We start from the raw sequence: 26136 nt of genomic DNA on the forward strand, positions 1-26136 counted from the left end.
ACGCTTGACCGAAGGACGGATAGACGACCATGAATGACCCTATGCGGAAGCTTGCCAACATCCAGCCGGCCGAGCCGCATTACCGTGAAGCCCCCAACAACATCGAGGCCGAACAGGCGCTTCTCGGCGCGATCCTGGTCAATAACGACGCCTATTACCGCGTCTCCGACTTCCTGAAGCCAACCCATTTCTACGAGCCCCTGCACCGCAAGATCTTCGAGGTCGCGGGCGACATCATCCGCATGGGCAAGACCGCCCATCCGGTTACGGTCAAGACCTTCATCACCACGCCGGAAAAGGTGGGCGACCTGACGCTTGCGCAATATCTCGCGCGTCTTGCCGCCGAAGCCGTGTCGATCATCAACGCGGAAGATTATGGCCGGGCGATCTATGACCTTGCGCTGCGCCGCGCGCTGATCCAGATCGGCGAGGACGTCGTCAACATCGCCTATGATGCGCCGCTCGACATGCCGCCGCAGACGCAGATCGAAGACACCGAGCGTCGCCTGTTCGAGCTAGCTGAGACCGGCCGTTATGACGGCGGCTTCCAGTCGTTCAACGATGCGGTGGCGCTTGCCATCGACATGGCGGGGGCTGCCTTCGAGCGTGACGGGCATCTGTCCGGCATCTCCACCGGCATCGCCTCGCTTGACGCCAAGATGGGCGGCCTGCAGCGCTCCGACTTGATCGTGCTTGCCGGTCGTCCGGGCATGGGTAAGACCTCGCTTGCCACCAACATCGCCTACAATATCGCCGCGGCCTACGAGCCGGAATACCTGCCGGACGGAACACCGAAGGCGAAGAACGGCGGCGTCGTCGGTTTCTATTCGCTCGAAATGTCGGCGGAACAGCTGGCAACCCGTATCATCTCCGAGCAGACCGAGGTTTCCTCCTCCAAGATCCGTCGCGGCGACATCACCGAGGCCGATTTCGAGAAGCTCGTCGCCTGCTCCCAGATGATGCAGAAGGTGCCGCTCTTCATCGACCAGACCGGTGGTATCTCGATCGCCCAACTTTCCGCACGCGCCCGCCGCCTGAAGCGCCAGCGCGGCCTCGATGTTTTGGTGGTGGACTATATCCAGCTCATGACTGGCTCCGGCAAGGGCGGTGAAAACCGCGTGCAGGAAATCACCCAGATCACCACCGGCCTGAAGGCACTCGGCAAGGAACTGAACGTGCCGATCATCGCGCTGTCGCAGCTGTCGCGCCAGGTCGAAAGCCGCGACGACAAGCGCCCGCAGCTCTCCGACCTTCGTGAATCCGGTTCGATCGAGCAGGACGCCGACGTGGTGCTCTTCGTGTTCCGCGAAGAATATTACGTGAAGAACATGGAGCCGCGCGACATTTCCGATCCGAAATATCCGGAATGGGAAGCGCATATGGACAAGGTGAAGGGCACGGCGGACGTCATCATCGCCAAGCAGCGCCACGGACCGACCGGCACCGTCAAGCTCGCCTTCCAGTCCGAGTTCACCCGCTTTGCGGATCTCGCCGACCCGAGCTTTACCCAATACGAAGAACACTGAATCAAGAAGGCCCGCCATATCACACGGCGGGCCTTCTTTGTATCGAGCTTGAAGCGGCCTCAGTTCGAGCGGCAGCGGCCTGTGCGCGTCGTTTCCTTGTCGCCATCGTCATAGGCGATGCTGATCTTTTCGCCGGCGAGCGAGGTGATCTTGCCGGCATACCAGTCGCCGGCGCCCTTGTAGTTGCACTCGACCTTCATGCCGATCATCCAGTCATAGGGACGAACTGCGTTGATGCCGACGGTTTCGCGATCGCCGTCGTCGTAACGGATGGTAATCTTGCCGCCGCCGATGCTTTCGATCACGCCGGGAAACCAATATCCGGCGCCCTTGTAGTTACCGAGCACCCAGTCTCCCTTCGTCTGCGCTGCTGCAGTAGACACGCCAAGTGCGCAAAGGCCTGCAGCCAGGCCCAGTACCAGAAACGTCTCACTGATTTCCCCCAGAGGTTTCGCTGTCGGAATGACAGACCGAGTCCATCCAAAGATTGGACTTGGCAATGCTTATGCTACACACATGAACCGCGCATTAATACTTTTACTATCCAAGAATAATTTCCCGGCATGCAGTGACTTGGCGCATCTGCACTTCCTGCGTTGCCTCGCCCCAAAAGCCTGTGCACCCGCCTTCAAAATGCACCTCAGGTCTTCCTACACTCGGCGAAATCACTAAGGATGCAGACCTCTTAAAGCTTGCGAGTTTCCCATGCCTGACACTGCCAATCCCGATTCAATCGACCTGGATGAACTGATCGACGAATTCGATACTGCCCCTGCCCGCCTGACAATCGATCTTGGCGCGCTTGCCGACAACTGGCGCGAGATGGCGCGCAGTTCAGGCAGCGCACGTACGGCAGCCGTAGTGAAGGCAGACGCCTATGGCCTGGGGCTAGAGGATTGCGGCACGGTGCTTTACAAGGCCGGCGCGCGCGACTTCTTCGTCGCCGTCGTCCAGGAAGGTGTCACGTTGCGCACCTATGCGCCCGATGCCCGCATCTATGTGCTCTCCGGCGTCTGGCCGGGCCAGGAAGCGCTCTTCTACGAGCACGGCCTCGTGCCGGTTCTGGCTTCGGAAGAACAGCTTGCCTTCTGGATGTCGGTGACGGCCGAGCATGGCGACCATCCTTGCGCGCTGCAGATCGATACCGGCTTCAACCGCCTGGGACTTGGCCTCGATGAAGCGATCGCCTTTGCCGACGACGTTTCGCGCCCGGCAAGCTTCTCGCCGGTTCTGGTGCTCTCGCATCTGCAGAGCGGCGACACCCCGAACTCGCCCGCCAACGAGCAGCAGTTGCAGGCCTTCCGGCGCGTCGCCGAAGCCTTCGAGGGCATCGAGTGCAGCCTGTCGGCATCGGCCGGCATCTTCCTCGGGCCCGACTACCATTTCGACCTGACCCGCCCCGGCATTGCCGTTTATGGCGGCGAAGCAGTCAACGGCGTCCCGAATCCGATGAAACCGGTCGCGACCGCCGAAGCGCGCATCATCCAGATCCGTGACGCGAAACAAGGCGAGACCGTCAGCTATGGCGGGACGCATCGCCTCACCCGCGACAGCCGGCTTGCCATCGTTTCCGCCGGTTATGCGGACGGCTACATGCGCGCCCTTTCCGGTTCGGGTGTGCCGCTGCGCCAGACGCAAGGCGAAGGCGCGTTCGGCTTCATCGCCGGGCATAAGGTGCCGGTCGTTGGCCGCATCACCATGGACCTGACGATTTTCGACGTCACAGACGTTCCGCAGAACGCCATCGCTGCGGGTGACTATATCGAGCTGTTCGGGCACAACATCCCGCTCGATGACGTCGCGCGCGCCGGCGGTACGATCGGCTACGAACTCCTGACCAGCCTCGGACTGCGTTACGAGCGCCGCTACATCTACCCGGACGACTAGGCCGCAGTCTTGCCCTTCAGTCGGTTTCACGATACAAGCGCGTTCTCTATTTGTTCGCACGAGCGCGAACCTTCTGTACGGCGGCGGTAATTCTACATGGCGAAACCCAAGACCCAATTCGTGTGCCAGAACTGCGGCACGGTGCATAGCCGCTGGGCCGGCAAATGCGATGGCTGCGGCGAGTGGAACACGATCGTCGAAGAAGACCCGATGGGTGGCATCGGAGCCGGTCCCGGCAAGGTGCCGAAGAAGGGCCGGGCCGTGGCGCTGACCACCCTCTCCGGCGAAACGGAAGAAGCACCGCGCATCCATACCGGCATCTCCGAACTTGACCGGGCAACCGGCGGCGGTTTCGTGCGCGGTTCCGCCGTTCTCGTCGGCGGTGACCCGGGCATCGGCAAATCGACGCTGCTGATGCAGGCGGCGGCGGCTCTTGCGCGTCGCGGCCACCGGATCATCTATGTCTCGGGTGAAGAGGCCGTCGCGCAGGTGCGGCTTCGTGCCCAGCGGCTGGGTGCTGCCGATTCCGACGTGCTGCTCGCCGCCGAAACCAATGTCGAGGACATCCTCGCCACCATTTCCGACGGCAAGCGGCCGGACCTCGTCATCATCGACTCGATCCAGACGCTGTGGAGCGATACCGCCGATTCGGCGCCCGGCACCGTGACGCAGGTGCGCACCGGCGTGCAGGCGATGATCCGCTTTGCCAAGCAGACGGGTGCCGCCATGGTGCTTGTTGGCCATGTCACGAAGGAAGGCCAGATTGCCGGCCCGCGCGTCGTCGAGCACATGGTCGATGCAGTGCTTTATTTCGAAGGCGACCGCGGCCACCATTACCGCATCCTGCGCACCGTCAAGAACCGTTTCGGACCGACGGACGAGATCGGCGTCTTCGAAATGTCCGACAAAGGACTTCGCGAAGTTTCCAACCCGTCTGAACTCTTCCTTGGCGAGCGCAATGCCAAGTCCCCCGGTGCTGCCGTCTTTGCCGGCATGGAAGGCACGCGCCCGGTTCTCGTCGAAGTGCAGGCGCTCGTGGCGCCCACCTCGCTCGGCACGCCGCGACGCGCCGTGGTTGGATGGGATTCGTCACGCCTCTCGATGATCCTTGCCGTGCTTGAGGCCCATTGCGGCGTGCGGCTCGGCCAGCACGACGTTTATCTCAATGTTGCAGGGGGTTATCGCATCTCGGAGCCGGCTGCCGATCTGGCTGTCGCCTCGGCGCTTGTCTCCTCGCTTGCGGGCCTGGCGCTCCCGGCCGATCGCGTCTATTTCGGCGAAATCAGCCTGTCCGGAGCCGTCCGCCCGGTGTCGCAGACGGCGCAACGACTGAAGGAAGCCGAGAAACTCGGCTTTGCCGGCGCCATGCTGCCGGCTACCTCGAGCGAAATCCCCAAGGGCGGCAACGGACAGTGGATCGCCATCGAGGATCTGCCTGATCTCGTGTCGCGCATCGCCGGCTCGCGTAAGAATTTGGGACAAACCGACCGCGAAGATGATTGATCTTCCGTAAATTCGGCGGCTGATGTATGACGGCTGCCGTAGAGGCGGTCGCGTATCCTGCTTGGCTTTGATCCGACACCGGGTTCGAGCCAGCCGGCATGCGCAGATTCAGGAATCTCGAGTGCTCACCATGCGTCCGTCCGGACGCTCGGCGCTCTGGTGTGGAGTAGTTCGTTTATGCCCATTACTTTATTCGACGGCATCGTTATCGGCGTAACGTTGTTTTCCGCCGTGCTCGCCATGGTACGCGGTTTCTCTCGTGAAGTGCTGTCGATCGCAAGCTGGGTCGGCTCGGTTGCCGCAGCCTACTATCTCTACCCGCTGCTGCTTCCCTACGCCAAGAACTACACCAGCGATGATCGCATCGCGCTTGCCGCTTCCGCCGGCATCATCTTCCTGCTGGCGCTGATCATCATCTCCTTCGTCACCTCGCGCATTGCGGACTTCATCATCGACAGCCGCATCGGCGCGCTGGACCGCACGCTGGGCTTCCTGTTTGGCGCTGCCCGCGGCCTGCTCCTTCTCGTCGTCGCTGTAGCCTTCTGGAACTGGCTTGTGGACGCCCGTTCGCAGCCGGAATGGGTCACGCAGGCAAAATCCAAGCCCTTCCTCGATACGCTGGTCGCGCGCCTTGAAGCCGTGCTGCCGGAAGACATCGAGCCGCAGATCCGCGCCCGCATCCTCGGCCGCGATGCAGCACCTGCCGAAGGTGCCGCTGGCCAGGATCAACCACCGGCTGAAGACGCGCCGCAGACCAACCGGCCGACAAATAATTGACTCTATCTTGCGCTTGATGCAGCGCAAAACGTCACCATCTGTGCTATCAATCGCACTCAGGTGAAAATTCAGGCTGGCTTCCGGGAAATCCCTCCCCGGCCGGCCTTTCCATTTTCCGAAGCGGACACGTTGTCCAGAAGGATCAGGGCCGAGATGATTGAACCGGTTTCAGCGGCATTGGAAGACAATGGCGTCTCAAACAGTCTGAATGAGTGGGATCTTGATACGCTGCGCGAAGAATGTGGCGTCTTCGGCATCCTAGGGCATCCGGACGCATCGACGCTCACGGCGCTTGGCCTTCACGCGCTCCAGCATCGCGGCCAGGAAGCCGCCGGCATCGTTTCCTTCGACGGGTTGCGCTTCCATTCGGAACGCCGCATGGGCCTCGTCGGGGACCACTACACGGATCCGGCAACACTTGCGAAGCTTCCGGGCTCCATCGCCATCGGCCATGTCCGTTATTCCACCACCGGCGAAGTTGCGCTGCGCAACGTCCAGCCGCTGTTTGCCGAACTTGAAGTCGGCGGCATCGCGATTGCACATAACGGCAACTTCACCAACGGCCTGACGCTGCGGCGCCAGTTGATTGCCGGCGGCGCCATCTGTCAGTCGACCTCCGATACGGAAGTTGTCCTGCACCTCATCGCCCGCTCCCGCTACACCTCCACGGCCGACCGCTTCATCGACGCGATCCGGCAGATGGAAGGCGGCTATTCCATGCTGGCCATGACCCGCACCAAGCTGATCGCGGCGCGCGATCCCACCGGCATCCGGCCGCTGGTGATGGGCGAACTCGACGGCAAGCCGATCTTTGCGTCCGAAACCTGCGCACTCGACATCATCGGCGCCAAGTTCATCCGTGACGTCGAAAACGGCGAAGTCATCATCTGCGAGATCCAGCCGGACGGTTCGGTGTCGATCGATGCCCGCAAGGCGGGCAATGGCCAGCCGGAACGCCTCTGCCTCTTCGAGTATGTCTATTTCGCCCGCCCCGACTCGATCGTCGGCGGTCGCAGCGTCTATGTCGCGCGCAAGAACATGGGCATCAACCTCGCCAAGGAAAGCCCGGTCGACGCCGATGTCGTGGTGCCCGTGCCGGATGGTGGCACGCCGGCAGCTCTCGGCTTTGCGCAGGAAAGCGGCATCCCGTTCGAATACGGCATCATCCGCAACCACTATGTGGGCCGAACCTTCATCGAGCCGACGCAGCAGATCCGCGCCTTCGGCGTCAAGCTGAAGCACTCTGCCAATCGTGCGATGATCGAGGGCAAGCGCGTTGTGCTGGTCGATGATTCGATCGTGCGCGGCACAACCTCGCTCAAGATCGTCCAGATGATCCGTGATGCCGGCGCCAAGGAAGTGCATTTCCGCGTGGCAAGCCCGATGATCTACTATCCGGACTTCTACGGCATCGACACGCCGGACCGCGACAAACTGATCGCCAACCAGTACGACAGCCTCGAAGCGATGTGCCGTTACATTGGCGCAGACTCGCTGGAGTTCCTGTCGATCAACGGCCTCTACCGCGCCGTCGGCGGCGAAGAGCGCAATGCGATCCGCCCGCAGTTCACCGACCACTACTTCACCGGTGAATACCCGACCCGCCTCCTCGACAAGGATGGCGAGACCATGGGCCGAAAGGTATCGGTGCTCGCCAGCAACGGCTGATCGCCTCCCCGTTTGCAATCTGGGGCAAACCCTTTAGAAGGCTGCGCAAACGCAGCCTTCTTTTTTGGGTGCGAGATGGGGTTTTGAGCTGATGGACATGAATCTGAACGGCAGGATCGCACTGGTGACGGGCGCCTCGCGCGGCATCGGTTATTTTACGGCACTGGCTCTCGCCAAGGCTGGCGCGCATGTAATCGCCACCGCCCGCACCGTCGGCGGCTTGGAAGAGCTCGATGACGCCATCAAGGCTGCCGGCGGCACTGCCACGCTCGTGCCATTCGACCTCACCGACCTGCCGGCGATCGACCGGCTCGGCGCCTCGATCTTCGAACGCTGGGGCAAGCTCGACATCCTTGTTGCCAATGCCGGCATCCTCGGCGTCATCTCGCCGCTTGCCCATATCGAAGCCAAGGTCTTCGACAAGGTGATGCTCACCAACGTCACGGCGATGTGGCGCCTCATCCGCTCCGTTGAGCCGCTGCTGACGAAGTCCGATGCCGGCCGCGCCCTGCTCCTGTCATCGGGCGTCACCAACAACCCACGCGCCTTCTGGGGTGCCTATGCGATGTCAAAGGCGGCGGTCGAGACCATGGGACGCATCTGGGCATCCGAGACCGAACACACGCCGCTCAAGGTAAACCTCGTCAACCCGGGCGCCACCCGCACCGCCATGCGTGCCCAAGCCGTCCCGGGCGAAGACCCGGATACGCTGCCGCACCCGTCCGCAGTCGCCGAAAAGATGCTGTTCCTCGCATCGCCGGAGATGACCGAAAGCGGCCGCCTGTTTTCCGTGCGCGAAAACCGTTTCATGGACTTCCGCACGCCGGAGTAAATCTTTCCCTCGCCGCCTTTGTGCGCCTTCGTTCCGGCCCTTGCCGCACTTGACCAAAGCTGCGGCGCGCGCCATAAACTTCGGCCATGAAGACGGCGATTTCCATCTGCGGGATCATTATTCGCTAGCGCATCCGCTGGCCCGGCCGTTTTCGTCTCTCGAAAAGCCTTGAAGACAAACGACCCGGCCAAGCCGGACGTATGGCATGCGAGACTTTGGGAGAATTTCGGATGAGCGTTCCGCTCAAGTTCTACAACACGCTGACGCGCCAGAAGACGGTATTCGAGCCGATCGATCCCGATAACGTGCGCATGTATGTCTGCGGCCCGACGGTCTATGACTACGCCCATATCGGCAATGCGCGACCGGCGATCGTCTTCGACGTGCTCTACCGGCTGCTGCGCCATGTCTATGGCGCCGACCACGTCACCTATGCCCGCAACATCACCGACGTCGACGACAAGATCAACGCCCGGGCGCTGCGCGATCATCCCGGCCTGCCGCTCAACGAGGCGATCCGCCAGGTCACCGAGAAGACCGAGACGCAGTACCATCAGGATATTGCCGCGCTCGGCTGCCTGCCGCCGAATGTCGAGCCCCGCGCCACCGACAACATCCCGCAGATGATCGAGATCATCGAAACGCTGATCGCCCGCAACCACGCCTATGTGGCGCAAGGCGAAGTCCTGTTCGATACGAAATCGATGCAGGACTACGGCCAGCTTTCCAAGCGGCCGCTCGACGAGCAGCAGGCCGGCGCCCGCATCGCCGTTGACGCCCACAAGAAGAACCCCGGCGACTTCGTGCTCTGGAAGCTTTCCTCCGAAAACGAGCCGGGCTGGGAGAGCCCCTGGGGCCGCGGCCGCCCCGGCTGGCATATCGAGTGCTCGGCCATGAGCCAGCGTTACCTCGGCGAGGTCTTCGACATCCACGGTGGCGGGCTCGACCTGATCTTCCCGCACCACGAAAACGAGATCGCCCAGTCCCGCTGCGCCCACGGCACGCAAGTCATGGCCAATCTGTGGATGCACAACGGCTTCGTGCAAGTCGAAGGCCGCAAGATGTCGAAGTCCGACGGCAACTTCATCACCATCAACGAACTCCTGGCGACGAAGACCTTCGGCGGGCGGAGCTGGCCGGGCGAAGTGCTGCGGCTTGCGATGCTGATGACGCACTACCGCGAGCCGATCGACTTTTCGGTCAAGCGGCTGGAAGAGGCCGAGCGGCTGCTTGCCAAGTGGCCGGCGGCCGAACCCGGCAAGGCCGAACCCTGCCCGATCGTGATGGAAGCACTCGCCGACGACCTGAACACGGTTGCCGCGGTGCAGCGGTTGCATGCGCTGGCGCAGGAAGCCAACGGCGACAGCTCGATAATACCGATGTTCGCGGCCAGTGCCGCGCTTCTCGGTGTCCTGCCAAAGAAGGCGGAGATCGACGAGGCAGTTGCCTCGGCCGTCGATGCGCTCGTCGCCATGCGGCTTGAGATGCTGAAAGCGAAGAACTTCGCGGAGGCCGACAAGATCCGCAACGAACTCGGCGAAAAGGGCATCCAGCTGAAGGATGGCAAGGACCCGGCCACGGGAGAGCGCGTGACAACCTGGGAGATGAAACGCTAACCTCCGGATCGCGCTCCGGGAATGGGGGAGGAAGAAGGATGATCGATCACTTAGGCATCACGGTTTCGGATTTCGATCGCGCCAAGGCTTTCTACGACGCGGCCTTTGCGCCGCTCGGTGCGTCGCTCCTCTACATGGTGCCGGCCGAATACACGAACGGCGCAAAGGTCGGCGGGTATGGCCGCGACCGCCCCGTCTACTGGCTGCACGAGGGTGCAGTTCCCGCCGGCCACCGCCAGCATGTCGCCTTCACAGCCGGCAATCGCGCCGAGGTCGATGCCTTCTACGCAGCCGCAATTGCTGCCGGCGGAACTGATAACGGTCCTCCCGGGCTTCGCCCGCACTACCATCCGAACTATTATGGCGCCTTCGTGTTTGACCCCGACGGAAACAATATCGAAGCCGTCTGCCATGCGCCGGAAGGACAGGAATGATGAGTGACGCGGTGTTTACCGGGGGCTGCCAATGCGGGGCGATCCGCTTCAAGGTGAGCGGCGAGGTCGGAATCGCTTCGATCTGCCATTGTCGCATGTGCCAGAAGGCCTTCGGCAACTACTTCGCGGCCCTTGTCGACACGCGCGAGGCCGAACTCGTCTGGACCCGCGGCGAGCTGAAGCACTTCCACTCTTCCAACCACGTTCGGCGCGGCTTTTGCGGCTCGTGCGGAACACCGATGACCTACGAAGCCGATGATGGCGTGGCGGTTGCCGCCGGGGCATTCGACGATCCGTCGCAACTGCGGCCCGTCGTCCAGTTCGGCATCGAGGGCAAGCTGCCCTTCGTCGACCGGCTCCATGAACTGCCGGGGCGCCATACGATGGACGACATCGCCGCCGCCCCCTTCCTCAGCGACATCATCTCCTATCAGCATCCAGACCATGACACGAAGGTCTGGCCACCCCAGCGGGGCGAGCCGGAGCCGGATAACAAGGAGGGTAAAGCATGACGACTGCCTTGCGAACAGGCGGCTGCCAGTGCGGCGCCGTGCGTTTCCGCATTCATGGCGAGCTTGGGCGCGCCTCGATCTGCCATTGCCGCATGTGCCAGAAAGCCTTTGGCGGCTTTTTCGGCCCGCTGGTCGCTGCGCCGAACGATGGCGTCGAATGGACCCGCGGCGCACCGCGCTATTTCCAGTCCTCGGTCAATATTTCGCGCGGCTTCTGCGAGAAGTGCGGCACGCCCCTCACCTATCGCTATCCCGGAGGGCTGGAGCTCGCGATCGGCGCGTTCGACAATCGCGACGATCTCGCCCCGAAGATCCAGGTGAACTTTGCTTCGCATATACCGTGGGTGACGGAGATCTTCGACGCGCCGATCCGCGACGCGGAGGAAGATGTTTCCCAGCAGGAGCGGATCATCTCGTTCCAGCATCCCGACCACGATACCGAAAACTGGCCTGAAAAGGGGCTCCACCTGTGACCGAAGTTCTTCGTACGCCTTATCCCGAGATCGAGCCTTACGAGAGCGGGCATCTCGATGTCGGCGATGGGCACTTGATCTATTGGGAACGGGTCGGCACGAAGGGCGCAAAGCCCGCCGTCTTCCTGCATGGCGGTCCGGGCGGCGGCTGCAATCCGTCGCAGCGGCGGATGTTTGATCCGGCGCTTTACGACGTGCTGCTGTTTGACCAACGAGGCTGCGGCCGCTCCACGCCGCATGCGAGCCTCGAGGCCAATACCACTTGGCATCTGGTGGCCGATATCGAGCGCCTGCGCGAGATGATCGGCGTCGAGAAATGGCAGGTCTTCGGCGGCTCCTGGGGCTCGACGCTGGCACTCGCTTATGCCGAAACCCATCCGGAGCGGGTCACCGAACTCCTGGTGCGTGGCGTCTACACGGTGACGCGGCCGGAGCTCGACTGGTACTACCAGTTCGGCGTGTCCGAGATGTTTCCCGACAAGTGGGAAGCCTTTGTCGCGCCGATCCCGGAAAACGAACGCCACGAGATGATGGCCGCCTACCACCGCCGTCTGACGGGGCCGGACAAGGCAGAGCAGATCCGCTGCGCCAAGGCCTGGAGCGTCTGGGAAGGCTCGACCATCACGCTGCTGCCGAGCCCGGCGCTCGCCTCCAGCCACGATGACGACCATTTCGCGCTCGCCTTCTCGCGCATCGAGAACCATTACTTCATGAACGCCGGCTGGCTGGAAGACGGTCAGTTGCTGCGCGATGCGGTGAAGCTCAAGGGCATCCCGGGCGTCATCGTCCATGGCCGCTACGACATGCCGTGCCCGCTCCGCTACGCCTGGCAGCTTTCCAAGGTCTGGACCGATGCCGAGTTCCACATCATCGAGGGTGCAGGCCACGCGCTGTCGGAGCCGGGCATCTCCGATGCGCTGATCCGCGCGACGGACCGGTTCGCGGGGAAAAGTTGAACGGAGCCTCGTGAGGCCCCTCTGCCGGCCTCCGCTCCGGTTTGAAAAAGCATAAACTCGCTCCAGGAGGAGCACGCATGACACGCGAACGCATCTATCTCTTCGACACGACCCTGCGGGACGGTCAGCAGACGCCAGGCGTCGACTTTTCGGTCGAAGACAAGATCGCCATCTCTAACCTCCTGGACGAATTTGGCTTCGACTATGTCGAGGGTGGTTATCCGGGCGCCAACCCGACAGACACCGCCTTCTTCTCCAGGAAGCGCACCGAGCGCGCCTCCTTCGTCGCCTTCGGCATGACCAAGCGTGCCGGCATTTCCGCCTCCAACGATCCGGGCCTTTCCACCCTGCTGCAGGCGCAGAGCGATGCAGTCTGTTTCGTTGCCAAGAGCTGGGACTATCATGTCCGCGTCGCGCTCGGCTGTTCGAACGACGAGAATCTGGAGTCGATCCGCGACAGCGTCCAGGCCGCCCGCGGCGCTTCCAGGGAAGCAATGGTTGATTGCGAGCATTTCTTCGATGGCTACAAGGCCAATCCGGACTACGCGCTGGCCTGTGCCAGGACCGCCTATGACGCCGGCGCCCGCTGGATTGTGCTGTGCGACACCAATGGCGGCACCCAGCCGCATGAAGTGCGCGAGATCGTTGCGGCCGTCATCGCCGCAGGCATCCCCGGCACTGCACTCGGCATCCACGCCCATGACGACACGGGACAAGCCGTTGCCAACTCGCTGGCGGCCATTGAAGCCGGCTGCCGGCAGATCCAGGGCACGCTCAACGGCATCGGCGAGCGCTGCGGCAATGCCAATCTGGTGACGCTGATCGGCACGCTTTGCCTCAAGGACGTTTATGCCTCCCGCTTCGAGACGGCGATCGATCCGGAGCGTCTGTCGCGGCTTTCCAGCCTCAGCCATGCCTTCGACGAGCTTCTGAACCGCTCGCCGAACCACCAGGCGCCTTATGTCGGCGCGTCGGCCTTCGCCACCAAGGCAGGCATCCACGCCTCGGCACTGCTGAAGGACCCGAAGACCTACGAGCATGTGGCGCCGGAAAGCGTCGGCAACTTCCGCAAGGTGATGGTGTCGGACCAGGGCGGAAAGTCGAACTTCATCAACGCGCTGAAGCGCCGCGGCATCGAAGTCGCCAAGGACGATCCGAAGCTCGATACGCTGATCTCGATCGTCAAGGAACGCGAGGCTTCCGGTTATGCCTATGAGGGCGCGGATGCGAGCTTCGAGCTCCTTGCCCGCCGCACGCTCGGTACCATTCCGGAATTCTTCTCGATCGAAGGGTTCCGCGTGATGATCGAGCGCCGCTTCGACAGCCTCGGCCGCATCAAGATCGTGTCCGAAGCGGTGGTGAAGATCGTCGTTGATGGCGAGACGCATATGTCGGTGGCCGAAGGCGATGGTCCGGTGAACGCGCTCGACAAGGCGCTGCGCAAGGATTTCGGCAAGTACCAGCACGAGATCGACGACCTGATGCTCGCCGACTTCAAGGTGCGCATCCTCAATGGCGGTACCGAAGCCATCACCCGCGTCCTGATCGAATCGACCGATTCCAGCGGCGTGCGCTGGTGGACGGTGGGCGTCTCGGAAAACATCATCGACGCGTCCTTCCAGGCGCTGATGGACTCGGTCATCTACAAGCTGATGAAGAACCGCGAACTCGCCGGCAAGATCGCCGCCGAATAGCACTTCCGCAGCCGGCCTGCTTCCAAGCATTCCCGTGCAAGCCCTCGGCGGGGGGTAATCCGCCGTCGCGATGCCGGATCGGCGTGCTCGCGACAGTCATGGATCCTTCACCGAAATGAATTGGTTCACCCCGGATGCATCCGCTACGGGTTAGCGCACCGAGAACACAATCACGGAAACACCCGACATGTCTGCCCAGCCCGACACCCCCGTCGCAAAGAACGAGGACACGCCACGCGGCTTCGTGCTCGGCATGATGGCCTATGGCCTGTGGGGATTCCTGCCGCTCTACCTCAAGTCGATCGCGCACATCCCGGCGCTCGAGGTCCTGGCGCACCGGGCAATCTGGTCGGTTCCGGTGGCGGGCGTCGTGCTTCTCATCCTGCGCCGTTTCGGTGACCTGAAGCGCGCCATCCAGACCCCCCGCATGCTCGGCATGGCCTGCCTTACGGCCTTCATCATCATGGTGAACTGGGGCATCTATGTCTGGGCCGTTGCGACCGATCGGGCTCTGGATGCCGCCCTCGGCTATTTCCTCAACCCGCTGTTCAGCATCTTCCTCGCCGCCGTGCTGCTCAAGGAAAAGCTGTCGCCACGGCAGCTTGCGGCGATCGGGCTTGTCGTGATTGCGGTTGCAATCCTGACGCTCGATGCAGGCGGCCTGCCCTGGATTTCGATTGGCCTTTGCGTCACCTGGGGGTTCTACGCCCTGCTCCGCAAGACGCTGCCGATCGGTCCAAACCAGGGCTTCTTCCTGGAAGTGCTGCTGATCAGCATTCCGGCGCTACCCTATGTGCTGTGGCTTGAATCGACCGGCGAAGGCCACATCCTGAACGGCACCGGGATGGAAACACTGCTGCTCATGATGGCCGGCGTCGTGACCGCCACGCCGCTGATGATCTACGCCAATGCGGCAAAGCTTCTGCGCCTTTCGACGATCGGCATCATGCAATATATCGCGCCGACGATGATCTTCCTGATCGCAGTGCTGGTGTTCCACGAGCCGCTCAGCCAGATCAAGCTGACTGCCTTCGTGCTCATCTGGCTGGCTTTGGCGCTCTACACCTCGGCAATGCTCAGCCAGGCACGCGGCGCCAAGACGGCGTGACGCTGCGGGCGACAAGCCCGCAGCCTTGTCTTCAAGAGAGACTAGAGGCGCGAGATCACCGCATCCTCGCCGGCGGACGGGCGTTGCTCCTCACTCCTTTCCAGGATCGCAGGCACAATGTCGTCGATGTCAGGGATCACCATCGGCTGCACGAGATGCGCCCGGTGGATGAAGCCCTGGTCGCGCATGTGGCGGACAAGATCCAGCATCGGATCCCAGAACCCGCCGACATTGGCAAACACCATCGGCTTTTGGTGGCGGCCAAGCTGGCCCCAGGTCATGATCTCGACGATTTCTTCCAGGGTACCGATGCCGCCCGGCAGCGTCACGAAAGCGTCAGAACGCTCGAACATCTTGTGCTTGCGCTCGTGCATGTCCTGCGTCACGATCAGTTCGTTGAGCTGTCCAAGCGAGTGCCGGGTCGCTTCCATGTCGACCAGAAATTCCGGGATGATGCCGGTCACCTGCCCGCCATTCGCCAGCACGCCGGCCGCGACCGCGCCCATGATGCCCTTGGTGCCGCCGCCATAAACCAGCCGAAGCCCATGGGCCGCAATGGATTTTCCGAGTGCACGGCCAGCTGAGATATAGGCGGGATCGCGTCCCGGCTGCGAGCCGCAGTAAACGCAGATGGATTGAATAGGCACCAGTTTTCTCCGTGTGCATTCCAGACGGGATGCAAGGCGTGCATCCGAACCGCAGAAATGCCGGTAAATGCCCGCAAGAGCAAGGCGTTAAAGGCTGAAAAGCTTGTGAAACGGGGCGGAAACCGCTAATCCGGAGAGGTGGCGGTCGGAACCGCCGGGAGAGGCATTTTTGATGATGAGAAACCGTGCTGGTTGGCTTGCCCTGATTGTACTTGCCGTCGCGTCCTTGCTGATGGTGTTTGTTGTCATGCCTCGGATCAATCAGGATGCCAAGCCTGCCGCCGACGCAATCAATGCGGCCGGTGATGCTGTGAAGAACGCCGTCACGGACCAGAACTCATCCCCCGACTCCACCAAGCCTTCCGAGCAGGCAGCCGCGACACCCGCCGCCCCGGCTACCCAACCGGCATCGCCCGCAACCGAACAGCCCACCGCCGCCCCGGCCCGGAGCGACCAGACGACGGCCAAGGAAGGCCGCGTGGTTTCGCCGTCCTTCGATATCCTGCGTGTCGAGCCGGACGGCTCCACCGTGATCGCCGGCCGCGCCGAACCGAACTCCAAGCTTGAAGTCACCAATGGTGCGGCCATCGTCGCGAAGGTCGATGTCGGTCCTGCCGGTGATTTTGCCGCCGTGCTCGACAACCCGCTGCCGCCCGGCGACCACCAGTTGGTGCTGAAGGCGATTGGCAAGGATGGCAAGGCGCTTCTTTCGGAAGAAACCGCCACCGTTTCCGTGCCCGTCAAGGGCAGCGCCGACAAGCTGCTGGCGATGGTGACGACGCCCGGCAAGGCAAGCCGCATCATCGCGGCTCCGACGGCCGATACCGGCACGCCGGCTGCACAGGACACCGCCTCCGCTTCTCCGGCTCCGGCCAATGGCACAGCGTCGCAGGCTTCCGACGCATCGCAGGCAACCACCACGCTCGAAGCGGCTGGTACACCGGCACAACCGGCCACAGCCGAAGCCCCGGCCGTGCCCGCGTCCTCCTCCGCAAACGACGTCGTCGCTGCGCTGCCGGCCCCGCCCGCAGGCGCGCAAGGCCTTGCCAATTCTGCACCCTCCATCCCCGGTTCAGCGCCCGCAGCCCCGGCTGCTCCGGCTGCTCCGGCAACGCCCGCTGAAGGGGCGTCCGCCGCGCTTCGCGTCACCGCGGTTGAAATTGAAGGCTCGAAGATCTTCATCGCCGGCCAGGCCAAGCCTGGTGCTTCGCTGCGTGGCCTTGCCAACGGTCGCGCCATCGGCACCGCACAGGCCGGCTCGAACGGCAGCTTCGTGATCGAAGGAACCGGCGATCTCGCGGTTGGCGACCATACGATCACGGTCGAAACGCTGGGTGCCGGTGGCGCCGTCGCCCTGCGCGTCGAAGTGCCCTTCAACCGTCCGGCCGGCGAACAGGTTGCCGCAGTCGCCTCCGCAGAACCGGGCACGGATGCGCTCGCGACGGTCGACGCCGGCGCCTATGAAAAGCTCCGCACCGATACCGTGCGCGCCTTCAACCTGCTGCAGGGCCTTTACGACGGTGGCCGCACGCCTGACGTTGAGGAAATGACGGCAGCACGCTCCAGCACCGTGATCGCGCTTCGCTCGCTCAGCGAATACCGCCTGCCCGCCGATGCCGCCGCCTCGACCCGCGTCCTGGCGCAGGCAACGGCCCAGAATGCCGCCGCAGCGCTCGAGGCGCTTGAAGCCCTGCCACGCGACGTCGGCGCCGTGGGCGCAAGCCTCAAGGAGATCAGCGAGCTTGTGGCACGTACGGTCGGCCCGGCACTGGCGCAGAACCTGCAGCGCTCCGAACCGGCGGCACCTGCCGTTGCCCAGAGCAACACCGGCAACAGCAGCACAGCTCCGAACAGTGGCGCCGCGTCAAACGCCGGCACCGCGTCGAGCACCACCGCTGATGCCGGCAATGCGACTACGCCGACCACCATCCAGCAGGCACCGCTGACTCAGAGCCAGCGCGCGTCGGTCATCATCCGCCGTGGCGACACGCTGTGGCAGATTTCGCGCCGCGTTTATGGCCAGGGCGTTCGTTACACGACGATCTACCTCGCCAACGAGGAGCAGATCCGCAACCCGGACATCATCCAGCCGGGCCAGATCTTTGGCGTGCCGGAGGAATACCGTCCTGACGCGGAGGAGATCCACCGCCGCCGCATGCAGCAGCGCCGGGGTTAAACTCTTGGGGCAGCCGGTGGCGCGGCCCTCTCGTGCCACCAAAATCGTGGACAATAATACCGCGATTTATTTTTCATCCACGCCTCTTCAAGGACTTAGCCTCCTCACCCGCCCCGATTTTCCACGCCCCTCGGCGAGCGTGCATAATTGCTCTCGTCATCGGATGGGAAACCGGGTTCGCGAACCGGCAGACTGTTCGGGTCGAAAGGCTCGGTTCCGGTGATGGTTGTTCGAAGCGGTCGATGAGGGCTCGGAAATCCTCTGAAAACCGCCAGAACAGCCGGGGCAGGCAAAACCTGATACCCATACTACCCGAATACCCGCCTGCCCCATTCCCAAAGGCCACACCTTCCGGTGCTCAGACACTCCGGAACAGAGGCCACAAACGCAAAACCGCGCCGGAGTGACGTCCGGCGCGGCCAAAACTGCTGCTTGCGGAGAGGCCATCTCCCGCACCTGACGTTCCCGGATGCCCGCCCGATGTTCCCGTGCTCATTGCAACCGACGCGGCAAGGCCTTATGTGCCGGGTGGCGTTGGCACCGCATCCGCCCGGAGACAATCATGGCATCAAAAAAGAAGACCGTTTCGGCGGACGCGAGCAATCCGCTCGGAACGCTGGTCAACCTATGGCCCTATATGTGGCCGCATGGGCGTGGCGACCTCAAGGCGCGCGTGTTGTGGGCGACCTTCTTCCTGGTGCTCGCCAAGTTCGTGCTGCTTGCGGTTCCCTATTTCTTCAAGTGGGCGACCGATGCGCTGAATGGCAAGCTCGACATGGCGGGCCTCCTGCCGGCCTTCCTTCTCGGCGCCGTGGTGCTGGTCATCGCCTATAATTTCACGCGGGTGCTGCAGCTTGGCCTCAACCAGTTGCGCGATGCCCTCTTCGCGTCCGTCGGGCAATATGCGGTGCGCCAGCTTGCCCACCGCACCTTCGTGCACATGCATCAACTGTCCTTGCGCTTCCACCTGGAGCGCAAGACCGGCGGCCTGTCTCGCATCATCGAACGCGGCACCAAGGGCATTGAAACGATCGTGCGCTTCACGATCCTCAACAGCGTGCCGACGATCCTCGAGTTCCTGCTCACCGCCATCATCTTCTGGGTGGCCTACGGCTTCTGGTACGTGCTCATCACCGCCGTCACCGTCTGGCTCTATATCTGGTTCACCATCAAGGCGAGCGACTGGCGCATCTCCATTCGCCGTTCGATGAACGACAGCGATACCGACGCCAATACGAAGGCGATCGACTCGCTCCTCAACTTCGAGACGGTCAAGTATTTCGGCAACGAGGAGATGGAGGCGAAGCGCTTCGATGCCTCCATGGCGCGCTACGAAAAGGCCGCCACCAGCGTGTGGACCTCGCTCGGCTGGCTGAACTTCGGCCAGGGCGTCATCTTCGGGCTTGGCACCACGGTGATGATGGTGATGTCGGCGTTTGCCGTGCAGCGCGGCGAACAGACGATCGGCGACTTCGTGTTCATCAACGCGCTGTTGATGCAGCTGTCCGTGCCCCTCAACTTCATCGGCTTTGTTTATCGCGAAATCCGCCAGGGCCTCACCGACATCGAGCAGATGTTCGACCTCCTGGAGGTCGATCCGGAAGTGGTCGACAAGCCGGGCGCCAAGGAACTGGCAATTGGCCAGGGCGCCATTGCCTTCAAGGATGTCCATTTCGCGTATGATCCGGCCCGGCCGATCCTGCGGGGCATCTCGTTTGAAGTGCCGGCCGGCAAGACGGTGGCAATCGTCGGCCCTTCGGGTGCCGGCAAGTCCACCATCTCCCGCCTTCTCTACCGCTTCTACGACATCCAGCAGGGCTCGATCACCATCGACGGGCAGGATGTGCGCGACGTGACGCAGAAGAGCCTGCGCGCGGTGATCGGCATGGTGCCGCAGGATACGGTGCTGTTCAACGACACGGTTGCCTACAACATCCGTTACGGGCGCCCATCCGCGACCGATGAGGAATTGTTTGCGGCAGCCGAAATCGCCCAGATCGGCCATTTCATCCAGACCCTGCCGGACGGTTTCCAGACCAAGGTCGGCGAACGTGGCCTGAAGCTCTCTGGCGGTGAAAAGCAGCGTGTTGCGATTGCCCGCACGGTGCTGAAGGCGCCGCCGATCCTCATTCTCGACGAGGCGACGTCGGCGCTCGACACGACGACGGAACACGAGATCCAGTCGGCGCTCGACCAGGTCTCGAAGAACCGCACGACGCTGGTCATTGCCCACCGGCTGTCCACCGTCATCAATGCCGACGAGATCATCGTGCTGCGCGACGGGCATATTGCCGAACGCGGCACGCATGCCTCGCTGCTTGACCAGAACGGGCTCTACGCCTCGATGTGGAACCGCCAGCGCGAGGCAACGCAGGCGGAAGAACAGTTGCGCAAGGTGCGCGAAAGCGACGATCTCGGTATCGTCACCCGCGGCAAGCCGGCTGCCGAATGATGCAGCCCGAGAAGGAAAAGAAAATGCAATTGCGAAAGAACCGGCAACTGCGGACACTCGTCCTGCTCGGCGTCGCCGCGGCCTACCTGCTGATCCTGCTGTTCTGGGGCTCGCCGCTGCTAGCCTTTACGACATGGATGGGCTGGGTGGATCCGCAGGCGGCGCGCTGACGGCGACGCAGCGTTCACACTCCGGCAACTGTGAAACCAGTGCAGGGCGTGCCACTTAAGGTGCAACCTTAAACACAAGAAGTTCGAAAGTTAACACCATGAAAAAGATTGGCTTTCTCTCCTTCGGGCACTGGAACCCATCGCCGCAGTCAGGCGCGCGTTCGGCCTCTGACGTGCTGCTTCAATCGATCGACCTTGCGGTCGCGGCTGAAGAGCTCGGTGCGGATGGCGCTTATTTCCGCGTCCACCATTTTGCCCGCCAGCTCGCCTCGCCCTTCCCGCTGCTTGCCGCCGTCGGCGCGCGCACGACAAAGATCGAGATCGGCACCGCCGTCATCGACATGCGCTACGAGAACCCGCTTTACATGGCCGAAGACGCCGGTGCGGCGGACCTTATCTCCGGCGGGCGGCTGCAGCTTGGTATCAGCCGCGGCTCGCCCGAACAGGTGATCGATGGCTTCCGTTATTTCGGCTACGCGCCGGCGGAAGGCGAAACGGATGCGGACATGGGCCGGCGGCATGCGGAAGTTTTCTTCGACGTGCTGCGCGGCCAGGGTTTTGCCAAGCCCAATCCGCGGCCGATGTTTCCGAACCCGCCCGGCATGCTGCGCCTCGAGCCGCATTCGGAAGGCCTGCGCGACCGCATCTGGTGGGGTTCCGGCTCGAACGCCACCGCGGTCTGGGCCGCCAAGCTCGGTATGAACCTGCAAAGCTCGACGCTCAAGGACAATGAAACGGGCGAGCCGTTCCATGTGCAGCAGGCCAAGCAGATCCGCATCTTCCGCGAGGCGTGGAAGGAAGCCGGCCACCAGCGCACGCCGCGGGTGTCTGTGAGCCGCAGCATCTTTGCGCTGACCAACGACATGGACCGCGCCTATTTCGGCGGCAGCGGCGAAAGCCGCGATTCCATCGGTTTCATCGACGCGCAGACGGAGGCGATCTTCGGACGCTCTTACGCGGCAGAACCGGACAAGCTGATCGAGCAGTTGAAGGCCGATGAAGGTATAGCCGAAGCAGATACCCTGCTTCTGACCGTGCCGAACCAGCTCGGCGTGGACTACAACGCCCATGTCATTGAAAGCATCCTGAAGCACGTCGCGCCCGGCCTCGGCTGGCGCTAAGCAACCTTTAACACAGCCGGCGGGTGCCCTTGCCCGCCGGCTGTTCCTTTTGAGCAAAATATTTGCGCCTGCTCGTTTTCTTTGCGGTTTCCTTCCAATCGTCCGCGCCTATTTTCTGCGAAACAAGCGCCAGCACAGATTGCTGAAAGGACAAGACAATGATCCGTCTGAAAACCATCGCCATCGCGGCCTTGATCCAGGTTGCGGCCACCCTTCCCTCCCTTGCCGGCGAAAACCTGACGGCCATCCAGCAGGCCGGCGTCTTCAAGATCGGCACCGAGGGCACCTATGCGCCCTTCACCTTCCATGACCAGAGCGGCAAGCTCGTCGGCTTCGACGTGGAGATCGGCGAAGCGGTTGCCGAAAAGCTCGGCGTCAAGGCCGAGTTCATCGAGGGCAAGTGGGACGGCCTGATCGCCGGCATCGATTCCAAGCGCTACGACGCCGTCATCAACCAGGTCGGCATCACCGAAGCCCGCAAGCAGAAGTATGACTTCTCCGACCCTTACATCGCTTCGAAAGCCGTGCTGATCGTCCGCGCCAACGACGAGGAGATCAAGAGCTTCGAGGACTTGAAGGGCAAGAAGGCCGCCCAGTCGCTCACCAGCAACTACGGCAAGCTTGCAGAACAGTCGGGCGCCGAACTTGTTGCCACCGACGGCTTCGACCAGTCGATCCAGCTGGTTCTGACGCGCCGCGCCGACGCCACGATCAACGACAGCCTGTCCTTCTACGACTTCAAGAAGCAGAAGCCGGATGCGCCGGTGAAGATCGCTGCCGAACAGGCCGATGCCGAACATTCCGGCATCATCGTGCGCAAAGGTGACCCGGAGCTCGTGGAAGCGATCAACAAGGCTCTTGCCGAGATCCGCGCCGACGGCACCTACGACAAGATCTCGCAGAAATACTTTGGGCAGGACGTCTCGAAGTAAGGTTACATTTGACTGATCCGAGGGGCGGCATGACCTGTCGCCCCTCATCCGCCTGCCGGCACCTTCTCCCCGCTCGCGGGGCTAAGGACGCAAGTTTCACGCGCCCGGTCCCCTCTCCCCGTTCACCGGGACAGGGTTAGGGTGAGGGGCAAATCCGCAAACGAAAGACGAGAAGAGCGCCGTGCCGCATTGGCTTCAACTCATGTCGGACTCGCTGCCGACGCTTTTGTGGGCCGGGATCAAGTTCACCGTTCCGCTTACGCTGCTGTCGTTTTTCTTCGGGCTGATCCTCGGGCTGATCACCGCCGTGACGCGGCTTTTTGCGCCCCGCCCTTTCGCGCTGATCGCCCGCTTCTATGTCTGGGTCATCCGCGGCACGCCCCTCCTCGTGCAGCTCTTCGTGATCTTCTACGGCCTGCCCAGCATCGGCATCCTGCTCGATGCCTTCCCGGCGGCGCTGATCGGCTTCACGCTCAACATCGGCGCCTACAGCTCCGAGATCATCCGTGCCGTCATTTCGTCCGTTCCCAAGGGGCAGTGGGAAGCAGCCTATTCGATCGGCATGAACTGGCGCCAGGCGATGAGCCGCACCATCCTGCCGCAGGCGGCGCGCGTGGCCGTGCCGCCGCTCTCCAACACCTTCATTTCGCTGGTGAAGGACACCTCGCTTGCGGCCGCCATCACCGTGCCGGAACTCTTCCAGGCCGCCCAGCGGATCGTCGCAACCACCTATGAACCGCTGATCCTCTATATCGAGGCGGCGTTGATCTACCTCGTGCTGAGCTCGGTGCTGTCGGCGCTGCAAAGCAAGCTTGAAAAGCGGTTTGCCCGGTACGGCGGCATGATGGAGGCCAACCGATGATCGAGCTTTCGCATATCGAAAAGCGCTTCGGCGATGCCGTGATCCTGAAGGATATCAGCCTGAGCTTCCCCGAAGGCAGCGTGACGGCGCTGGTCGGCCCGTCAGGCGGCGGCAAGAGCACGCTGCTTCGCTGCATTAACCTGCTCGAGATCCCAAGCGCGGGAACGGTGCAGATCGGCGACGCGAAATTTGACTTCTCTGGTGGGAAGAAAGCGAGCTGGCAGGACATTCAGGCGATCCGCCGCCAGACGGGCATGGTGTTCCAGAACTTCCAGCTTTTCCCGCATCGCAGCGCCATCGAGAACGTCATGGAAAGCCTGCTGACGGTGCTGAAGTGGAGGCGTGAGAAGGCGCGCGAGCGGGCAATGGAATTGCTCACCAAGGTCGGCATGGCCCACAAGGCGGATGCCTGGCCCGCGACACTGTCGGGCGGACAGCAGCAGCGCGTGGCAATTGCCCGGGCGCTGGCGCCCTCGCCCCGCGTGCTTCTTTGCGACGAGCCTACCTCGGCGCTTGACCCGGAACTGTCGGCGGAAGTGGTCGAGGTTCTCGGCAAGCTTGCGAGCGAAGGCACGACCATGGTGATGGCGACCCACGACCTTCGCCTGGCGTCGCGGATCGCCAACCACGTGGTGTTCCTCGAGGCCGGCCAGATCGTCGAGACAGGTAACGCGGAAGCGATCTTCACGCGCCCGGCGCATGAGCGAACCCGGCAGTTCGTGTCCTCCATCAATGCGGCGCAGGGGCTGGAGCTTCCGGCATCGTAGAGGCTGAGGGAAGCCACAGAGGTCGTTCAACCTGCGTCATTCAGCGCTACCCGCTTCGCTGGAACCTCATTGCCGCAAAAACACTTTCCTTGTAGTCAGGTCACCCTGACCTTACGGGAGAAAACGTTGAACAACCTCTTCGACACCATCCGCAATACGCTCGTGCCGATCCACAAGGAAGGTTATGTCTTTGTGGCCGCCTTCTTCATCGTCTCGTTGATCCTGGGCTATATCGCCGAGCCGCTGTTCTGGATCGGCATTGTGCTGACCCTGTGGTGCGCCTATTTCTTCCGCGACCCGGAGCGCGCCGTGCCGCAGGATGACGACCTGATCCTGAGCCCCGCCGACGGCCGCATCAGCCATGTCGCCATGGTGGTTCCGCCGGCCGAACTGATGCTCGGCACCGAGCCGATGCTGCGCATCTCGGTTTTCATGAACGTCTTCGACTGCCACATCAACCGATCGCCGGTGCGCGGACAGGTGACGCATATCGAGTATCGCGCCGGGCAGTTCGTAAATGCCGAACTCGACAAGGCCTCCGAAGACAATGAGCGCAATGGCCTCGTGATCGAAAGCATCCACGGCAAGGTGGGCGTCGTGCAGATCGCAGGTCTCGTCGCGCGCCGCATCGTCTGCTGGGTGAAGCCGACCGAACCCTTGAGCGCCGGCGAACGTTTCGGCCTGATCCGCTTTGGCTCGCGCCTGGATGTCTTCGTGCCGGCAGGCGGGCAGCCGCGCGTGACGGTTGGCCAGAAGGCGATCGGCGGCGAGACCGTTCTTGCAGAATTCAACTCGGCCAAGGGGCCGGTGATCAGCCGACGCACCTAAGGAGAGACCGACACTCATGGAGACGCCAGCCTCGCCCTCGCCCGAGCCGCAGCCACATCACAGCGCGCAAAAGTCGAATGACATTGCCCGCGGGCCGCGCTTCCGCGAGATCCCGCTGCGCCTGATGGTGCCGAACCTGATCACCGTCCTGGCCATTTGTGCCGGCCTGACAGGCATCCGGCTCGCCTTCGAAGGGCGCTTCGAGCTGGCAGTCTCGATGGTGCTGCTCGCCGCGTTTCTGGACGGCATCGATGGCCGGGTGGCGCGGCTCCTGAAAGCCACGTCGAACTTCGGCGTGCAGATGGATTCGCTCGCCGACATCATCAACTTCGGTGTTGCGCCGGCTCTCGTCTCTTACGCGTTCCTGCTCGATGGCGCCCACTCGCTTGGCTGGATCGCCTGCCTGCTGTACGCGATCGCAGCGGGTTTGCGGCTCGCCCGCTTCAACGTGATGGCGGAGCGCGACGTCAAGGCACCGTGGCAGTCGGAATTCTTCGTCGGCGTGCCGGCGCCCATGGGTGCGCTTCTCGTCATGCTGCCGGTTTATCTTGGCTTCCTCGGCGTCGAGCTGTCGGGCATCTTCGTTTATGGCAGTGTGCTCTACACGCTGCTGATCGGCTACCTGCTGATCTCGCGCCTGCCGGTCTGGTCCGGCAAATCCGGCAGCCTGCGCCGCGACCTGATGCTGCCGGCCCTGCTTGTCGCCGTGCTCTATGTCGCCCTGTTGATGAGCTATACCTGGGAGGTGCTGTCGGTGACCGTGGTTGCCTATCTTTGCATCCTGCCGTTCAGCGCCCGCGCCTGGCATCGCCGCTACGGCACGATCACCATCGAGGACGAGCACACCACCGTCTGAAGGCGGAGGCTCCCGCCCCATATCCTGCATCTTTCCCGCAACAGTCTGCGACAAGATGACGCTCCTAGAACGGGCAGGTGCCAAACAGCGCCTGCCCGTCACGATTCCGCCGGTTTTGCTGCGGAAAGCGCGAAGCAGACCATGAATCGCGTGCGAGAGGAGAGATCGATGAGCAGCGAGAAGACCAGCAAGACGGCCGAAACGAAGACTGAACTCACCACGCCTTACCGTCCGCTCGGACTGAAGGCCGTCGTTGCGGCAGCGCTGATGCTGAAGCGCACGCCGAAGCTCAACCCCGCCGGCTGAGCTTTTACCCCAGGCGGCCAGTTCGCAACCAGC

The 26136-nt window shown here is 62.8% G+C and carries 25 protein-coding genes; 23 read left to right on the forward strand and 2 right to left on the reverse strand.

All coding sequences use genetic code 11. The annotated features are described in order from the left end of the window. Positions 1-29 precede the first annotated feature (29 nt). Entirely contained in the window at positions 30-1526 is a 1497-nt protein-coding gene (locus M0654_RS16805) for a replicative DNA helicase (RefSeq protein ID WP_118849137.1), read from the forward strand. A gap of 59 nt (positions 1527-1585) precedes the next feature. Here the strand turns inward: M0654_RS16805 and M0654_RS16810 are convergent, their stop codons facing one another. After that, on the reverse strand, positions 1586-1909 hold the full coding sequence (locus tag M0654_RS16810) for a tudor domain-containing protein (protein WP_248684085.1): 324 nt from the start codon (positions 1907-1909) through the stop codon (positions 1586-1588). A gap of 322 nt (positions 1910-2231) precedes the next feature. On the opposite strand from M0654_RS16810, the gene alr reads away from it, so the two are divergent. The 12 genes from alr to rarD all read left to right on the forward strand — a co-directional run bounded on the left by alr (position 2232) and on the right by rarD (position 14986). After that, positions 2232-3413: an alanine racemase gene (alr, locus tag M0654_RS16815; RefSeq protein ID WP_248684086.1), complete on the forward strand. Its 1182-nt coding sequence runs from the start codon at positions 2232-2234 to the stop codon at positions 3411-3413. A 96-nt stretch (positions 3414-3509) separates the two neighbouring features. Further along, the gene (radA, locus tag M0654_RS16820) at positions 3510-4916 is read left to right on the forward strand and encodes a DNA repair protein RadA (RefSeq protein WP_118849134.1); all 1407 of its coding nucleotides are present in this window, start codon (positions 3510-3512) and stop codon (positions 4914-4916) included. 177 nt (positions 4917-5093) lie between these two features. Further along, on the forward strand, positions 5094-5693 hold the full coding sequence (locus M0654_RS16825) for a CvpA family protein (protein WP_248684087.1): 600 nt from the start codon (positions 5094-5096) through the stop codon (positions 5691-5693). 153 nt (positions 5694-5846) lie between these two features. Continuing rightward, on the forward strand, positions 5847-7361 hold the full coding sequence (gene purF, locus M0654_RS16830; protein ID WP_118849132.1) for an amidophosphoribosyltransferase: 1515 nt from the start codon (positions 5847-5849) through the stop codon (positions 7359-7361). 91 nt (positions 7362-7452) lie between these two features. Continuing rightward, positions 7453-8193 carry an SDR family NAD(P)-dependent oxidoreductase gene (locus tag M0654_RS16835; protein WP_248684088.1) on the forward strand — a complete coding sequence of 247 codons (741 nt, stop codon included), beginning with the start codon at positions 7453-7455 and terminating at the stop codon, positions 8191-8193. A gap of 230 nt (positions 8194-8423) precedes the next feature. Further along, entirely contained in the window at positions 8424-9809 is a 1386-nt protein-coding gene (gene cysS / locus M0654_RS16840; protein WP_248684089.1) for a cysteine--tRNA ligase, read from the forward strand. 38 nt (positions 9810-9847) lie between these two features. Next, positions 9848-10243 carry a VOC family protein gene (locus M0654_RS16845; protein ID WP_248684090.1) on the forward strand — a complete coding sequence of 132 codons (396 nt, stop codon included), beginning with the start codon at positions 9848-9850 and terminating at the stop codon, positions 10241-10243. Beyond that, a complete protein-coding gene (locus M0654_RS16850) occupies positions 10243-10755 on the forward strand; it encodes a GFA family protein (RefSeq protein WP_248684091.1) in 513 nt (170 codons plus the stop codon). The genes M0654_RS16845 and M0654_RS16850 overlap by 1 nt, the downstream gene beginning before the upstream one ends. After that, positions 10752-11228 carry a GFA family protein gene (locus M0654_RS16855; RefSeq protein ID WP_248684092.1) on the forward strand — a complete coding sequence of 159 codons (477 nt, stop codon included), beginning with the start codon at positions 10752-10754 and terminating at the stop codon, positions 11226-11228. The genes M0654_RS16850 and M0654_RS16855 overlap by 4 nt, the downstream gene beginning before the upstream one ends. After that, positions 11225-12184: a prolyl aminopeptidase gene (gene pip, locus M0654_RS16860; protein ID WP_248684093.1), complete on the forward strand. Its 960-nt coding sequence runs from the start codon at positions 11225-11227 to the stop codon at positions 12182-12184. The genes M0654_RS16855 and pip overlap by 4 nt, the downstream gene beginning before the upstream one ends. Positions 12185-12261: 77 nt before the next feature. Next, the gene (gene cimA, locus M0654_RS16865) at positions 12262-13878 is read left to right on the forward strand and encodes a citramalate synthase (protein WP_248684094.1); all 1617 of its coding nucleotides are present in this window, start codon (positions 12262-12264) and stop codon (positions 13876-13878) included. Between the two features lie 187 nt (positions 13879-14065). Then, the gene (rarD, locus tag M0654_RS16870; protein WP_248684095.1) at positions 14066-14986 is read left to right on the forward strand and encodes an EamA family transporter RarD; all 921 of its coding nucleotides are present in this window, start codon (positions 14066-14068) and stop codon (positions 14984-14986) included. A gap of 41 nt (positions 14987-15027) precedes the next feature. Here the strand turns inward: rarD and M0654_RS16875 are convergent, their stop codons facing one another. Then, on the reverse strand, positions 15028-15633 hold the full coding sequence (locus tag M0654_RS16875) for an LOG family protein (protein WP_248684096.1): 606 nt from the start codon (positions 15631-15633) through the stop codon (positions 15028-15030). Between the two features lie 172 nt (positions 15634-15805). Here M0654_RS16875 and M0654_RS16880 point away from each other — a divergent pair, with 172 nt between their 5' ends. The 10 genes from M0654_RS16880 (at position 15806) to M0654_RS16925 (ending at position 26103) form a co-directional block, all read left to right on the forward strand. Further along, positions 15806-17809: a LysM peptidoglycan-binding domain-containing protein gene (locus M0654_RS16880; protein WP_248684097.1), complete on the forward strand. Its 2004-nt coding sequence runs from the start codon at positions 15806-15808 to the stop codon at positions 17807-17809. 562 nt (positions 17810-18371) lie between these two features. Then, positions 18372-20261, forward strand: coding sequence for an ABCB family ABC transporter ATP-binding protein/permease (locus tag M0654_RS16885; RefSeq protein WP_248684098.1), 1890 nt, complete (start codon positions 18372-18374; stop codon positions 20259-20261). A gap of 23 nt (positions 20262-20284) precedes the next feature. Continuing rightward, on the forward strand, positions 20285-20431 hold the full coding sequence (locus M0654_RS16890) for a hypothetical protein (protein ID WP_199925204.1): 147 nt from the start codon (positions 20285-20287) through the stop codon (positions 20429-20431). A gap of 98 nt (positions 20432-20529) precedes the next feature. Beyond that, on the forward strand, positions 20530-21552 hold the full coding sequence (locus M0654_RS16895) for an LLM class flavin-dependent oxidoreductase (RefSeq protein ID WP_248684099.1): 1023 nt from the start codon (positions 20530-20532) through the stop codon (positions 21550-21552). Between the two features lie 158 nt (positions 21553-21710). Then, a complete protein-coding gene (locus tag M0654_RS16900) occupies positions 21711-22484 on the forward strand; it encodes an amino acid ABC transporter substrate-binding protein (RefSeq protein WP_118849120.1) in 774 nt (257 codons plus the stop codon). Between the two features lie 181 nt (positions 22485-22665). Continuing rightward, positions 22666-23346: an amino acid ABC transporter permease gene (locus tag M0654_RS16905; RefSeq protein ID WP_248684100.1), complete on the forward strand. Its 681-nt coding sequence runs from the start codon at positions 22666-22668 to the stop codon at positions 23344-23346. Beyond that, a complete protein-coding gene (locus tag M0654_RS16910; protein ID WP_248684101.1) occupies positions 23343-24113 on the forward strand; it encodes an amino acid ABC transporter ATP-binding protein in 771 nt (256 codons plus the stop codon). The genes M0654_RS16905 and M0654_RS16910 overlap by 4 nt, the downstream gene beginning before the upstream one ends. A 126-nt stretch (positions 24114-24239) precedes the next feature. Next, positions 24240-24941: a phosphatidylserine decarboxylase gene (locus M0654_RS16915; RefSeq protein ID WP_248684102.1), complete on the forward strand. Its 702-nt coding sequence runs from the start codon at positions 24240-24242 to the stop codon at positions 24939-24941. A 16-nt stretch (positions 24942-24957) separates the two neighbouring features. Continuing rightward, complete coding sequence (locus M0654_RS16920) at positions 24958-25797, forward strand: CDP-alcohol phosphatidyltransferase family protein (RefSeq protein ID WP_248684103.1); 840 nt, start codon at positions 24958-24960, stop codon at positions 25795-25797. Positions 25798-25965: 168 nt separating this feature from the next. Beyond that, positions 25966-26103, forward strand: coding sequence for a hypothetical protein (locus tag M0654_RS16925; RefSeq protein ID WP_199925203.1), 138 nt, complete (start codon positions 25966-25968; stop codon positions 26101-26103). Positions 26104-26136 lie beyond the last annotated feature (33 nt).

Origin of the sequence: Neorhizobium turbinariae, assembly GCF_023223505.1 — a bacterium.
In the GTDB taxonomy this organism is placed as follows: domain Bacteria; phylum Pseudomonadota; class Alphaproteobacteria; order Rhizobiales; family Rhizobiaceae; genus Neorhizobium; species Neorhizobium turbinariae.